This is a genomic window from Paraburkholderia polaris, assembly GCF_012927345.1.
Classification (GTDB): domain Bacteria; phylum Pseudomonadota; class Gammaproteobacteria; order Burkholderiales; family Burkholderiaceae; genus Paraburkholderia; species Paraburkholderia polaris.
The window spans coordinates 75752-90092 of record NZ_JABBGJ010000031.1 but is presented as its reverse complement, the minus strand read 5'-3'; the positions used below and the strand labels follow the sequence as shown (position 1 = coordinate 90092).

The 14341-nt window shown below is 57.3% G+C and carries 16 protein-coding genes; 14 read left to right on the top strand and 2 right to left on the bottom strand.

The features are described 5' to 3' along the window. Positions 1-42 precede the first annotated feature (42 nt). The 7 genes from HHL24_RS26895 to HHL24_RS26870 all read left to right on the top strand — a co-directional run bounded on the left by HHL24_RS26895 (position 43) and on the right by HHL24_RS26870 (position 4130). Positions 43-336: a hypothetical protein gene (locus HHL24_RS26895; protein ID WP_169488381.1), complete on the top strand. Its 294-nt coding sequence runs from the start codon at positions 43-45 to the stop codon at positions 334-336. 103 nt (positions 337-439) lie between these two features. Continuing rightward, complete coding sequence (locus tag HHL24_RS26890; RefSeq protein WP_169488380.1) at positions 440-1525, top strand: hypothetical protein; 1086 nt, start codon at positions 440-442, stop codon at positions 1523-1525. Positions 1526-1746: 221 nt separating this feature from the next. After that, entirely contained in the window at positions 1747-2379 is a 633-nt protein-coding gene (locus tag HHL24_RS26885) for an outer membrane lipoprotein (protein ID WP_169488379.1), read from the top strand. 89 nt (positions 2380-2468) lie between these two features. Next, on the top strand, positions 2469-2861 hold the full coding sequence (locus HHL24_RS26880) for a hypothetical protein (protein ID WP_169488378.1): 393 nt from the start codon (positions 2469-2471) through the stop codon (positions 2859-2861). An 8-nt stretch (positions 2862-2869) separates the two neighbouring features. Then, a complete protein-coding gene (locus tag HHL24_RS26875) occupies positions 2870-3349 on the top strand; it encodes a hypothetical protein (protein WP_169488377.1) in 480 nt (159 codons plus the stop codon). A gap of 2 nt (positions 3350-3351) precedes the next feature. Then, the gene (locus tag HHL24_RS44635; protein WP_268966742.1) at positions 3352-3474 is read left to right on the top strand and encodes a hypothetical protein; all 123 of its coding nucleotides are present in this window, start codon (positions 3352-3354) and stop codon (positions 3472-3474) included. A 137-nt stretch (positions 3475-3611) separates the two neighbouring features. Continuing rightward, entirely contained in the window at positions 3612-4130 is a 519-nt protein-coding gene (locus tag HHL24_RS26870; RefSeq protein ID WP_169488376.1) for a hypothetical protein, read from the top strand. Between the two features lie 356 nt (positions 4131-4486). Here HHL24_RS26870 and HHL24_RS26865 read toward each other — a convergent pair whose 3' ends face one another. Beyond that, on the bottom strand, positions 4487-5287 hold the full coding sequence (locus HHL24_RS26865) for a TetR/AcrR family transcriptional regulator (protein ID WP_169488375.1): 801 nt from the start codon (positions 5285-5287) through the stop codon (positions 4487-4489). A gap of 1181 nt (positions 5288-6468) precedes the next feature. Here HHL24_RS26865 and HHL24_RS26860 point away from each other — a divergent pair. Beyond that, a complete protein-coding gene (locus HHL24_RS26860; RefSeq protein ID WP_169488374.1) occupies positions 6469-6660 on the top strand; it encodes a hypothetical protein in 192 nt (63 codons plus the stop codon). 23 nt (positions 6661-6683) lie between these two features. Here HHL24_RS26860 and HHL24_RS26855 read toward each other — a convergent pair whose 3' ends face one another. Continuing rightward, positions 6684-7592: a LysR family transcriptional regulator gene (locus tag HHL24_RS26855; protein ID WP_169488373.1), complete on the bottom strand. Its 909-nt coding sequence runs from the start codon at positions 7590-7592 to the stop codon at positions 6684-6686. Positions 7593-8184: 592 nt separating this feature from the next. Between HHL24_RS26855 and HHL24_RS26850 the strand changes: the two genes are divergently transcribed. From HHL24_RS26850 to HHL24_RS26825, 6 genes are all read left to right on the top strand, one after another. After that, on the top strand, positions 8185-9249 hold the full coding sequence (locus tag HHL24_RS26850; protein ID WP_169488372.1) for a CDP-6-deoxy-delta-3,4-glucoseen reductase: 1065 nt from the start codon (positions 8185-8187) through the stop codon (positions 9247-9249). Positions 9250-9258: 9 nt separating this feature from the next. Continuing rightward, positions 9259-9753, top strand: a complete 495-nt coding sequence (locus HHL24_RS26845; RefSeq protein ID WP_230417582.1) for a VOC family protein — start codon at positions 9259-9261, stop codon at positions 9751-9753. A gap of 47 nt (positions 9754-9800) precedes the next feature. Continuing rightward, positions 9801-10715 (top strand): fumarylacetoacetate hydrolase family protein, encoded by a 915-nt coding sequence (locus HHL24_RS26840; protein WP_169488371.1) that lies wholly within the window; start codon positions 9801-9803, stop codon positions 10713-10715. A gap of 166 nt (positions 10716-10881) precedes the next feature. Beyond that, complete coding sequence (locus HHL24_RS26835) at positions 10882-11865, top strand: amidohydrolase family protein (protein WP_169488370.1); 984 nt, start codon at positions 10882-10884, stop codon at positions 11863-11865. Between the two features lie 290 nt (positions 11866-12155). Then, positions 12156-13040, top strand: a complete 885-nt coding sequence (locus HHL24_RS26830) for a dioxygenase family protein (RefSeq protein ID WP_169488369.1) — start codon at positions 12156-12158, stop codon at positions 13038-13040. A 159-nt stretch (positions 13041-13199) separates the two neighbouring features. Continuing rightward, positions 13200-14270, top strand: coding sequence for a maleylacetate reductase (locus HHL24_RS26825; RefSeq protein ID WP_169488368.1), 1071 nt, complete (start codon positions 13200-13202; stop codon positions 14268-14270). Positions 14271-14341 lie beyond the last annotated feature (71 nt).

Genomic DNA, 14341 nt, shown 5'->3' with positions numbered 1-14341 from the left:
CCCGCCGGGCTACCCCCGCCATTTTTCATGGAGTAACAATCGATGAATGAGCGAAGGGGTGTTGCAACTGGAGAGGACAATCGCACTAGCGACATCGATCGTACACATGCGGTCATCCAGTTCCGGTGCGCGGTGTCGTTTCCGCGCTTCTCTGTGGCGAAGGGCGAAAGGTGGTCGTTCGTGGTTTACGGAAAGCATCGCGAACGGCTCGCTGCCCTCAAGGAAGGTCGGCGCTTCGAGTTCGCCGGCGGCCTGTGCCTTGCCGAGGACGTGGAGCTGATCTACGAAGGGCCGAGCAACGAAGCGTATTCACGCGCGGCAGGATATATCCGCTGACGTGTTCTGTTGATGGCCGCGCAAGTGGCCATTTCTCTTTTAAAACTCCCGGTGGGGCTTGCCCCTTCCGGGGATGCCTCGCCTGTAATCAATGAGGTAAGTCATGGGTTCAACTGTCACAACGAACAAGCGGGCGGGTGCTTTTCGCAAGGCTGACGGCACGGTCATTTACGTGCTTTTCGAAGAGACCTACGAAAAAAACTGCTATCCGCATACGCCACAGTTCAGCGTAGCGGCCTTTGGTACGCGCGGCGATGTTCTCCAACGCATCTTCCAGCGCGCGAGTTCCTGCGAAGGCGGAATGTTGCAGTCAAGGGCAGGCACGATTCGCCCGGAAGCGTATATCGAGACGTGGAAGCAGCATCTCTCGAAACCCGGTGAGATCTATGATACCGAGATCGATCTGTCGATTGGCGAAAGCTACCGGTCGCCGATACCGCTCTCGAGCGTCGAGGAAATCCGGACCCTAATGGACTCCCGCGGATATGGCGCGCAGTTTGGCGAGATCAGAGCGGGCTCCCTCACGGTCTCGCTGCACGCGGACGTTGACCTTTTGCTCGCGCTATACGGGCAGGGCGCTCCGCTGTCTGCGTGGCGCGCGCTCGGGCGCGTACATTGTTCGAAGGTGCCGCTCACGGTCGACCCGGTCCGCAACGTGAAGGCAGACCGTATGCCGCGGGTGCGCGCTTTCCGGCTCGACGAGAACGAGCTCGTGGTGTCGATCAACGGGTCGCCACTTCGCCGCGCAGGGTGGGACTACAACGCCGTCGGCAGTTTCCTCGACCTCGCCTATGAGCACGAGTTGCATGCGCCAGGATGGGGAAAGACTGCGATTCCATGGTACCGCGCGCTGCTCCGGCAGGCGCCGCCGTTGCCGGCCGAGACGGAAGTCTTTATCCAGCGTGATCTCGAAGACGAGAAAGTGCATGGATGGCGTACCGAAACGCTGAATCGTGTCGCGGTGGCCGCAGGCGTCGCTGATGCCGATGGGAATGCGCCGATGGAATTTTGCTTCCAGTTGCACAAGCTGGGCGGGGACGAGCAGCGGTTGTATGACCTCCGCTCGATACCCATAGAGCAGGTGCTTTTTGAGGTGACGGACGAAGCGAAGGCGGAGCCGGCACAACAAGCGCCGGACGCGGCCGAGGACTGGCAGCGTGATCTCCAGCTTGCCTTCGAGCTGATCTGATGTAGTTCGGGGGCCGGTAGTCACCAGCCTCTCCCTTTAACGAACCGCCCCGCATTCGAGGGCGGTTTTTTTTCGCCTGCATTTGAGCGGCTCGCGGCGACGGCAGTCGGTCGGTCTCGAAAGCCATACAAAAACCGCGAGCTTTTGCCAACTGATCCTAGTCGGCCAGCAGATAGACTGGTCGCACTCCACGCGCTTTGGGCGCATCGACCGACGCTCGCATGCCCAGCATGCGTGCCGGGTTAGGTTTCTCTCCTTGCCGTCCCCATAGCGGCAAGTTCTCAGGCGCTTTGGCGCCTGCTTTTTTTTCATCCTTCCTTTTTCCCATCAGGGCAATCCGCCCTGCGGGAGCGGTTGCCCCAATTTCGATTGAGGCAACCATGTTCAACGTCACTTTCAAAGTCATTTTCAGTTTCGCTCTCGTGGCATCGCTCACCGGCTGTGCTGTGGGTGACTTCGGCTCGCCGAATGTCTATCAGCAGTACGACGTGGCGCGCGCAGGTTCGTTGCAATCGTGCACGGTGCTCCGGATCCGGCCGGTCGTGATCGATACGGGTACGGGCAACAACGCGCTCGGAACAGCCGTTGGTGCCATGGCAGGCGTTCTGGTTGGCGCACAGGTAAGAGGCCATCGGCGCGACCGCTCGCTCATCGAGCTCGCGCTGGGTGTCGCTGGCGGGTTCATCGGCCAGGGCATTGATGTTGTCGCTTCTCGCCGCGACGGTCTGGAGATCGCCGCCCGAATGAACGATGGGCGCGTTCTGGTTGTGGTGCAGCCGGCGGATCAGGCGTTCATGCCCGGTGAGCAGGTATACCTCGTGAGCAGCTATTCGGGGTTCCGCATTACGCACTGACTTTCACGCCGGCGACCGCCGGCGCCTTCTACTCGCGCGGCATGCGCTCCGGAAACGGAGGCATGCCGCGTCGCTTTCAGGTGTCTACCATGTTGAAAATTCCTCAGATTTTTTATGCGGATCGGCGCAGTGCCGGTGTGCTTGCCGATGCTGCCGTTCAGAACTGCGCGAAAGCGATCTTGCATAAAGTCGCGCGCGATCTTCGGCTTCGCGGCGATGAGCACGAGATCGTCAGTGAGCCTGCACGCCGCGGTTGCGGATGCCGCGTGTCATTGCGTACACCCAGCCTCATGCTGGATGTGACTAACATGCCCGTGAACCGGCCCGTTGCCGTATGTTTTCGTACGCGGCGGGGTCGCAAGGACATGGCGGGCGGTGGCGACAATGATGTGCCGCTCGCGCAACTCGATAACCGCGAAGAGTACGACGCGCTGCTCGGCGCGCTGCGTCTTGCGGCCGGACTCAACCTCGAAAAGCCGTAGGCGGCGAGATGGAGATTATCGATATCTTCGTTGAATGTCCTTCGGGCCTGAACCTGTCGTTTCGGGGTGCGCTCAATGCCGACTTGGACGAGATTGCCGTCTCCGAGCACCTCGCCTCGATTGTTCGCGCGTCGTGCGCACCGGGTGAAGACGCGGTGATCTCGGCGTTTATCAACGACCAGTGGCGAACTCTCGCCCTGAACGACCACGGTCGGTTTTCCGTGGCGCCGGCCGGCGCCGTCGAAGAGGCGGAACAGTCGGGCCTTTGGCGGAGGATCAGTCAGCCGATAGTCGCGCCGACCAGTGACCAGGCTCAGCAGCTTGGTCGGTTCCTCCATGCGCTGGCGGTTGCGTCGCTGGTTGGTGCTATCGGCTTGTGGCATTCCACAAGATTCTGGACCTCTGGTGATGTCTTGAGCGAGCTCAATTTGTGCATCGCCTTTGTGGTAACCTTTTACGTAGGATTACGTCTCACGAAAGGAGTGTGATCATGGGTTTTAGCTTTTTTGCCCTCGGCGTCGCCGTGGCCATCGCCGGTCTTGGACTGATCGTCGAGAACAATCTGCGCAAAATTGGCCTTTCGCGGCGTGCCCATCCGCGCACGCCGCACTGAAATTTTCCGGCATTTCATTTGCCGCAATCGCTAAGCCGCCCAATCGAGCGGCTTTTTGCTTGCTGGTGCCAGTTCATGCAGTGATTGCATAACTTCCCAGCTAGTCCGCCAAAGCGCACCACGCACTTAGCCGCCCAATGGGTGGCTTTTCGCATTTCTGGAGACAAAAAATGCAACGGGTAACACTCGCGGCTCCGCAACAGCCCGCTCACGCGGTCTATGGCAGATTTGACACGTCGGACAAGACGGTAGGCGAGGTTGTCGCGCATCTGGAGCGTCAGCTTCGCGCAGCGGAAATCGAGCCGGAATGGATCGATGTGGCCAATTTCGGTGGCGACGATTGCGAGGCGCTTTATGACCTTGCTCCGTCGGCGCCGTGGCCCGAAGGCGGGAGAGCCCGCAATCGGCTGGCGCTTTCGGTGTCGCGTGGTTCGTCCGAAGGATGGACGGTTCAGGTCGATCACGTCGCGTTCATTCAGAGCTCGCCGCTAACCGGCCATTGGAGCAGCGTTGATCGTAGAAATAAAAAGTGTTGGCGGGAAAGGCGTCACGATTTTGGCGTGGATTCTGCGATGTGGGATGGGTCTGTCAGAGTTACTACGGCCGTGGCGCTGGGCGGCTTTCACTTATTTGTCGTGGCGCTGGCGGAGGCGTGACCTGCGCACTCGGGAATTGCGGGCGAATGGTCTCTGATAGCTGCAGTAACAAACTGCCGTGCGGGGAGCGCTTCCGACCGCCCCAGTGCCCGGGCGGATTCCGTCCCCTGGCAATGATCCGACTGCTGGCGGTGATTGAACGGAGGCTAGCCGATCGGGCGGGTGGCTGCGTCGTCACAACCACAATGACGAGGCAGCGTAAATGAACAAGCTCGCACTGAAGGATCCAGATGACTCGCCTCGAATCCATCGACTTCCGAACTATCAGCTTGACATTTCGTTGTGCGAATCACGATCAACGAAAGATGGGCTGCAAGCCCATCGCTTCCTACAGTGCTTGGTACGCTGCGTCGAGTTTATCGCGCAACGATGCCTTCGAACAATAAATTCAGCGAATAGCGCAGGTCGCGCAAGCCGTCTTCCAAAGGTTCGACCGGCTCGCGCAGCCAGTCCCGCACATGAGCTGCATAAATGGCGAAGATCAGATCGCCGATTTTGCGATGCCCCTTACTGCCGGAAAAAGTTCGCAGTTCGCCACGCTTCTGCGCGTCCTTTACCATTCGCCCAAACTGCTCCAGCATGACCGCACGATCATTTTGCAGGCGGGTTGCATGCGGGCCTTCCGAGAAGAACACCATCTCGCGCAACACCAGTCGCGACAGTTGGGGCTCCGCGCCGAAGAACTCGTAGAAACCACGAAACACAAACAGCAGCTGGTCCAGCAGCGGCTTTCCTGCCGGAATCGCTTCAAAGACGTCCGCGTTCTTCCGTTCGAGCGAATCGGACACGACCAGAAACAGCAGGTCCCGCTTGTCGTGCGCATACGAGAAAAGCGTGCCGAGACTGACGCCGGCAGTGTCGGCCACCTCACGGATCGTTGTTTCGTCATAGCCCTTTTCGCGGAACAACGATCGGGCCGCTTCCCGTATCCGAACAACTTTCTCGAGCTTGTTACGCTCCCGAAGGCCGAGCGGTTTGCCGTCTGCGGTGGAAGGAGTGGTTATGCTGTTCATGAAATTTTCTTGTGATGGTTGTGCGGCGAGCGGCGGCCCGGAGCGGTGCGTCGGAAAGCTAGCCGTGCGCGGCTCGCCTAAGCGCCACGCGCTGTACGATAGCTCCAACGCTCGAGCCACCATTTTCTTCGCACCTGAGTCCACATTGCACCTGGAACCCGATGAAATGAACTATACTCTATTTATAGATCGCGTTCTATGTTTGACGGGAAGTAATCGCCAGGACGCGAATTCAGCCGCTAGGACTCGCGATGGCGATGGCGATGGCGATGGAGGGGCGAGTTGGCGCGCCCTTGCTCCCCGTACGTACTATACGGACTTACTAGTCATAGCGAGGTCCCCTCGGACCCTTGGCGATCCGAGCTTTTATGACGCTGCGTGTTTTCGGCATTGAACGGCGTCGTTACGTCTAGCGGCTTGAGATCATCAATGATAGCGGCGTACGAAGTAACCTGGCTACGACCTCACATTGTTATTGCGCACTTAATCCACATCTTCCGGACAGACTTGATCCATTTGTCTTGCTCGATCGCATTTACACGCAGGGGCGGATCCCGCGCGTAGCGGAACAGCTGTCTAAGGTAATCAGCGGCTAGCCACGCGTTGAACCGGCTCCACGAGTTGCTCGGTGATCGTCTATTCGAGCTGAACGGCAACGCTATGAGCTAAACACCGTTTACGCGTGCGGTGCTCACGCGCTTGCGTGAGTGCCTTCGAACGCTTGAATGCACGATTCGCCAAACACGGCAGTTTAACGTCGAGTCGAACGTCAAGCGCATCACGCTCGGCGTACTTAACACGCTTGAATCGGTCGTACTGCCGCAGTCATGCAGCACGTGACTGAGCACACATCGTCGGTCAATGGCGCCACAGTGCAGCATGATCGGCACGCAATTGGATCAGAACTGCACACTGGCGTGCTCGACGGAGGGATTGAGGTACATTTGCCAATCTCGGTTCCGTGCACCGCATCAAACTCGATACGGAGACGTTCGTTGTACCGTGCCGTCGCGATCATCCGCGAATTGGACAACGCCACGGCCTACGCACCTATCTAGCTAAAGAACATGTGCTCGTAGAGAGCGGACGCTAGGGGTGCGGAGTCGAAGGCGTCTAACTCGCAAAACGCGGCATACGCCGACGCGCGTGACTCCGATGCGCGGATTCATTTGTCGCGTGCATCCGTTCTTTGCAGTATGCGATCAGCTCATCAGGCGTCGGATGCGTGTTCGGCCTCAGACCGGCCCCGCCCGGTGTGCCGCAACAACTGACAGCAGCCATGATCTGCCAGTCTATGCGACCTGTTCAGGGCTTTCAATCCGTCGGTGCCGGATCAGCTCTGGGTCGCCGATCTGACCTATATTCCGCTTGGCAGCCGCTTCTTTTTCTCGACCCTCATCTTCGATGCATGGTCGCTCAAAGTTGTAGGTTATGCGATCGCTAACACAACCGAGACGCGCCTGACACTGATCGCCCAGGACAGCGGTTACCAAATGCGAAACCCGGGGCCAAGATAAGGACCTCCGTTTCGGTCAGCCAGCTAGGAGGTCTGAGATGGTTCAAAAATGCTTGCCACGAAATCAAGAAACACGCGCGTCTTCGCTGGCATAACTCTACTCGGGGTTAGTGCATAAATCGGGATGGCCGATGCGTTCCACTCCGTTAAAACGCGCGCAAGCCGTCCTGATTTGACGTCGTCCACACACATACTGTGTGGCAACAATGCGAGACCCGCTCCTCCTATTGCCAGCTGCCTTATGACGCTGATGCTGTTGAGCGATAGCGCGCCACGAACTTCCACATCCCGATGCTCCGCGCCATTTGTGAGGCACCATGTCGTCTGCACACCGACATCATGCGTTCTGGTTTGGAGTATGCACTGATGATGCAGTGATATATCCGCCGGTTTGACAATGGGCGCATGTGCCTGCAGGTAACATGGCGCCGCGTAGATCCCACGCGCAAGATTTGCGAGTTTTCGCGCGGTGAGGCTTGAGTCAGGCGGCACACCAATGTAGATCGCAACGTCGAAACTATCAACGAACGGATCCACTTTTCGAGTAGTGAAATCGAACTGGAGACGAAGATCGGGGTACTGCGCACAAAGGTTCGGCAGTCCGGCAATCATCCGTAATCCGAAGTCTAGCGTTGCGGCGACCCTTAGCAAGCCGTGCGGTCGATGCTTCGCGCTCAGCAGTTGCTCATAGGCAGCGTTTGCGCCTTCCACCAGTCGCCGACATTCCTGATAGAAAGTCTCGCCCTCCTGGGTCAGCGCGACCTTTCGTGCCGAACGCGTGAACAGACGCAAGCCTGCTTGATGCTCAAAGTCTGCGATACGTCTGGAAACGGTCGACTTGGGCAAGTTCAGTGCGATCGACGCTTTCGAAAAGCTCTGGACCTTTGCGACCTCAACGAAAACGGCGACGTCCCGTAGCAACTCTGGACTCATATGCTCGGCTCACTTCATCAGAATGACAGTGCTCTACTTGGCGTGCTGGGCTTCGTTGTCGACGCGTAAGAGATCGAACTGTCCGGGAAAAAGGCTTCGGGTTTTGGACGCGGTCCGGGGAGGGGCATAAATTAGCCTTTTTCTACCCAAGCCGGCGTGCGGCTGGACTTGCCTATCCTAGCTTATCGTTAATTCGCGGGCATTGGGGCTTACCCAACCCTTGAAGGGCCGAGACGAATCCGGCTTCGACCGGCGTAGCTGACCTCTTTAATCGTTCCATGAATGGGAACACTGTTCCCATAAAGACATCTTTGCTCGAGTCTGCATATCTAGGATCATGAAGTCATGCGGGGCAGCAACCGCGACGCTATCACAGTCAATCAGGAGACACCTATGACCACCGGCGACTCGGCTAGGCATGCTGCCGCAGCCTATATTCATTCGGCTCCGATCACGTTAGATCCTCCGGCACGATGCTGCTCGTTGATATCGAATGACGCACCGTAGTTGCGATGGCAAACCACATCGCCCGATCCATTCAATCAGTTCAACAGCAGTCTGTCCGACTGGCTATCCACGCGAGCCGTACCTTATGACATTCAAAATCACACTCGATCCTAGCGGTCGTTCGTACCAGGGCGCACAAGAGAAAACGCTACTCGATTCAGGTCTCGAAGCTGGAATTACATTGCCCTATAACTGTAGGGCCGGAACGTGCCGGACCTGCATGGGGCGGGTCGTGGAGGGTAAAGTCGATTTCGGCAACGCTCACCCGTTCTACCTGACCGAGGAGCAGAAGGCGGCAGGCTGTGCGTTGCTTTGCAAGGCAAAGCCTTTAAGCGACCTTGTCATACAAATCGAAGAAGTCGATTTGGAGCGCATCAAGCCGCGGCGCGTGCCGTGCCGCGTCAAGCGGATTACTCACGCTGCGCCCGACATCGCGATTGTTGAGTTGCGCCTTCCGCTAAACGAACATTTGCGCTTCGCCCCTGGGCAGTTTATCGACGTCCTGTTGCCTGATGGGAAGACGCGTAGCTATTCCATCGCGAATGCGCCACGTGCGGAAGGCGTCATCGATCTGGAGTTGCACATCAGGCATATTCCGGGTGGCCTCTTCACGGATAGAGTGTTCTCCACGTCAATGGAGGGATCGATCCTGCAGTTTTACGGACCATTGGGAAGCTTCTATCTGCGTGAGGAATCAGACACGCCCATTATTCTCGTTGCCAGTGGAACGGGGCTCGCGCCTATCAAGGCAATCGTCGAGTACGCGCAGCAGCGCAATCTGAACCGTCCGATGAAGCTGTATTGGGGTTGCCGAAAGCGAGGCGATCTTTATATCGACGAGATTGTGCAGGGCTGGAAGGAGGCGCTGCCAAATTTCGACTATGTGCCAGTACTGTCCGACGCCTCGCCGGAAGATCGCTGGCAAGGGCGTACCGGTCTTGTCCACCAGGCCGTCATGGACGATATCCCTGACCTGGCGAACTTCCAGGTGTACGCGTGCGGGGCACCCGTGATGGTTGACGCGGCGCGGCGAGATTTCGTTCAGTCGGGGGGATTACCTGAGCGGGAATTCTTCGCTGACTCCTTTGTGACCGCAGCCGAGCTAGCCGGAGTGAATGACGTCACCACGCTTCCTCTCTCTTCAGTTTAAGGAATCCAAATGAGGATCAAAAATCTTCTGTCAGTCCCCGGCAATCCGAACTCGGTCGTACGGCCGGAGTATATGTCGCACGGTACCTTGGAGTGTCGTAGTCTCAAGGAGTCGCGCCGATTCTATGAGGAATTCCTCGGATTGCAGTGTGTTCGACACGGCAAACCGGCCATGGTCGTGCGCTGTGGTATGAAATTCCACATCGTATGCCTCGAAGTAGGATCGTCATTGAAACCGGGCAAGCTGGACAATCATTGGGGAGTCGAGGTCGGTAGTGAAGAAGAAGTAAAGAGAATCTGGGACGCTGCCCACCAACTAAAAGATACCTACCAGATTGGTCAAATAACGGACGTGCTCAAGCAACACGGTGCGTACGGATTCTATCTCGAGGATCTCGACCATAACTGGTGGGAGATTCAACACTACGACGGTACTCAGCACGACGACATGTTCGATTTTGGTGATCGATATGACGACGAGGGTAACGCTGTATCCAACGTTTAGTTTTGCTTTTAAAAAAGCATTTATTAAAACTCTAACGTGTCAAAGTTATGACCTACTATCTCCTAACTTACGAGCACCGCGGACTGCCGCGCGCGGGGCTGCTTGTCAACCAATTTGTCTATGATCTGGTTGACGTGACTGGGCGACGCGAATGGCACTCCATAATCGACATGCTCAATGACTGGGCAGAAGCTCAAGCTGTCATTGCTGGGCTTGTCGACACGTTGCCCGGCCAAGGCATCCCACTTGACGACGTCAAGTTGCTCGCGCCCATTCTATATCCCGGTGCTATTTATTGTGCAGGTGCCAACTACATCGACCACGTTGCAGAGATGCAAAAGGCACAGGGGCTCCCGGTCGGACCAACAGCGAAGGAACGCGGAGACACACCCTGGCATTTCCTGAAGACTTCTCGTGGTTCCATCGTTGGCCCCAATACGGTGGTTGCCGTGCCAGTTGACATTCAGTGGCTGGACTGGGAAATCGAACTTGCAGCCGTTATTGGAAAAATCGCTCGTAACGTGTCTGCAGCTGAGGCACTTGAATATGTTGCTGGCTACACGATCGCTAATGATCTCTCCGCCAGAGATTATATGAAGCGAGACAAGCAGGATCCGAGCTCTCCGTTCTTTTTCGACTGGATCGGTCAAAAGTGTTTCGATGGCGCATGTCCCATTGGACCGTGGATCGTGCCCACCAGGTTTCTGCCGAACGCGCACAACTTGTCCATGAGGCTCTGGGTGGGGGACGAACTCATGCAGGACTCGAATTCGAGTCAGCTTATCTTCAGCGTCGCCGAGCAGATTGAGACTTTGTCCGCACATCGAACGTTGTATCCGGGGGATTTGATTCTGACCGGCACACCCGCGGGTGTCGGGATGGGGCGCAGACGCTTTCTCCAGTCAGGTGAAAGTGTGCGGCTCTGGATAGAAGGAATCGGGGAATTCACGCATCAGATCTGATAGGGCTTTGCCGAACTGTACCTACAACGCTATCGCCTCAGTTCGGCAAAGAGTTCGCCGCACTGGTGCCAGCATCTATCGCGTGGCATCTTTTATGGGCACGCGAAAGCTCGCGCCGTGTCAGCCTGGATTGAAATAGGGAATTTTTCCGCAGAGGAACTTCATTATGAATGGGAAAATCGGTCTCGAAGAACACTTCGCAATTCGCGAGACGTTGCAGGACTCGGCTGGATACTTGCCGAACGACTGTTGGAGCGAACTCAGCAACCGTTTGCTCGACATACAGGATGACCGCCTGAGACAGATGGACAAGAACGGTATGGAGATGATGATCCTGTCGCTGAACGCACCCGCTGTGCAGGCGATTCCCGATCCGCGCAAGGCGCGTGAGCTTGCGATTCGTGCCAATGACGAACTGGCGGAGCAGGTGGCAAAACGCCCCGACCGCTTCCAGGCTTTTGCGGCGCTGCCGATGCAGGATCCGGAGATGGCCATCGAGGAACTGGAGCGCTGCATGACTCGACTGGAGTTTAAAGGGGCTCTGGTCAATGGTTTTTCCCAGGTTGGCACGCCGGAGAACGTGGTCTACTACGATGCACCGCAGTACGATCCGTTCTGGGCGGCGGCGGAACGACTGGATGCACCTTTCTACCTGCATCCCCGGAACCCCATTTCGAGCTGGGCACAGATTTACGATGGACATCCGTGGCTTTTGGGTCCGACCTGGGCGTTCGGTCAGGAAACCGCTGTCCACGCCTTGCGGCTAATGGCCAGCGGAGTGTTTGATCGCTACCCCGGCTTGAAGATCATATTGGGCCATATGGGGGAGGGCCTGCCTTATAGCATGTGGCGGATCGACAATCGCAATGCGTGGGTGGACGCGCCGAAAAACTATCCGGCTAAAAGGAAGTTTTGCGAATATTTTCAAAATAACTTCTATCTCACAACATCGGGAAATTTCCGAACTCAGTCGCTTATTGATGCCATCCTTGAAATTGGTTCGGACCGTATTCTGTTCTCTACTGATTGGCCGTTCGAGAACGTTGACCATGCAGCGAACTGGTTCGATGCCACCAGCATAAGCGAAGCAGACCGTTTGAAGATCGGGCGGACGAATGCCGCCAAGTTGTTCAAGCTGGATCGACGGTAGGACTTGGCGCTACCGGGAGAAACCACGGTGCGAAGTGCAAAAAAACCTTTGCTTGCAGAGGGGGCAGTCGCGACTGAGGCCGTCAGCTCGTGCGTTGAAACGCTAATGTCAACGGTGCGGCTATGACCGAAGCGTGGGATCGGGCGGACGAGCAAATAGGTCTGCGCTTTGTGGCCGGTTCAGTTGAGTGAATCGGCGTGGGCTTAGGTAGATAGAGGTGGGCTTGGCTGGTCGCTACGCGAACACGCCGCAATCTGCCTAGCCGAATGGCGATAGACGAAGGAGTAGGAATGCGAAATATAAATCATGAAACCGTTACACAGGCTGTCTTGGCTTCGATGAGCAACTGTGCCAGTGAGCGCCTTCTTTCTGTGATGAAGGGCCTCGTTCAACATCTGCATGCGTTTGCCAGCGAAGTGAAGCTGACCGAGGACGAGTGGTTCAATGCGATTCAGTTTCTCACCGAGGTCGGAGCCATGACGAACGACAATCGCCAGGAGTTCGTGCTGCTGTCCGACACGCTCGGGTTGTCGATGCTAGTGACGGCTCAAAACAATCGTAAGCCTGCAGCCTGCACAGAGGCGACCGTACTTGGACCATTCTACGTCGCAGGTGCACCTGAATTCGACAATGGGGATGACATATCGAACGGTGCGCCTGGGGTGCCGTGCTTCGTGAGCGGAACCGTGCGTGGCCTGAGCGGTGGGCCGGTTGCAGGCGCATCGCTCGACATATGGCAGTCGGACGAAGACGGCTTCTATGATGTGCAAAAGGTGCCCGATGCCTTGGGCGACGTGACTCACCGCGCGCGCGGTCGACTACACACTCGGGCCGATGGCAGTTTTAATTTCCGTTCGATTCTTGCCGAGCCTTATTCCGTTCCGCATGACGGGCCTGTGGGTCGTATGCTCGCTACGCTCGGCCGTCCTCCATGGCGACCTGCACATCTACATTTCTGGATCAGGGCGCAGGGTTATGAGCCATTGATTACGCACGTGTTCCGCAACGATGACCCATATCTGGACTCCGACCCAGTATTCGGTGTGCGCTCGACCCTGATTACCGATTGGATCAAACATGGGGCAGGTGTCATGCCGGACGGTTCGGTGTCGACCACTGAGTTCTACACGCTCGATTACGACTTCGTTCTTAATCCCTTGGGCAACATGGCATGAACTCGCGTTTCGCAAGGCGGCTCGCAGGAGGAGAAACTTTCAACAAATCCCGCTCACTGTGGCTGCCTGTGACACCTGCATCCGGCGATATCTGCGTCGGGTTGCCCCAACCAGACCATCCCGTTGTACTGGCAACGTCATCAAGACGGAAGGCTTGACATGTCCATTACCGATTTTGTGTACTCGGCTCACGCTGCGCGTGTCGTGTTCGGTGCAGGAAGTCTGCAACATCTCGAACGCGAAGTGCTAAACATGAACGCAGAGCGAGCCTTGGTCCTGTGCAGCCCGGAACAGCGAGCGGTTGGCGACGCACTCGCGGACCGCCTCGGGTCACGGGCCGTTGCGGTTTTCGCGCGTGCGGTGATGCACGTGCCGGTTGAACTGGTACGCGAGGCGCGCGAGCTTGCACATGACCAGCGGGCAGATTGCGCGATCGCGATTGGCGGGGGCTCTGCGATTGGGCTCGGCAAGGCCATAGCACTCAAGTCGGACCTGCCGATTCTCGCCATCCCTACAACCTACGCCGGTAGCGAAATGACACCGATTTACGGCATTACCGAAGGCGGCGTGAAGCGAACGGGAACCGATTCGCGAGTGCTGCCGAGGACGGTCATCTACGACTCCGAACTGACGCTGACATTGCCGGCGCAGCTATCATTGTCGAGTGGCATCAACGCGATCGCGCACGCTGCTGAGGCACTGTATGCGCGTGAGGCAAGCCCGGTCATCAGTCTGCTGGCCGAGGAGGGTATCGCAGCGCTGGCGCGCGCACTGCCGAAAGTCACCCTGCAACCGGACAACGTCGCGGCAAGATCCGACGCACAGTACGGTGCGTGGCTGTGTGGCATCGCACTCGGCAGCGTCGGAATGGCGCTGCATCACAAGCTATGCCATACGCTAGGGGGAAGCTTCGAACTACCTCATGCTGCTACTCATACTATCGTGTTGCCCCATGTGCTTGCCTATAACGCGGATGCCGCGCCGGAAGCAATGAAGCGGATCGCGCGAGCAATTGGGTGCGACAACGCGGCGATCGGTCTATACGAACTGGCACGCGCGAACGGGGCACCGGTCGCGCTAAAGAAGATCGGCATGAAAGGCGGGGATCTGGATCGCGCAGCCCGAATCGCTTGCGCTAGTCCATACTGGAATCCTCGTGAGATCGACTACGCGGGAATCCGCGCGTTGCTGCAGGCCGCATTCGAGGGCGCGCTACCACATCGATACTAACGTCCATCATCGACAAACCTTTGGATCAGGTCCCGGTCGTTTTGGCGGCTCCGTATTGTCGATTTCGACTT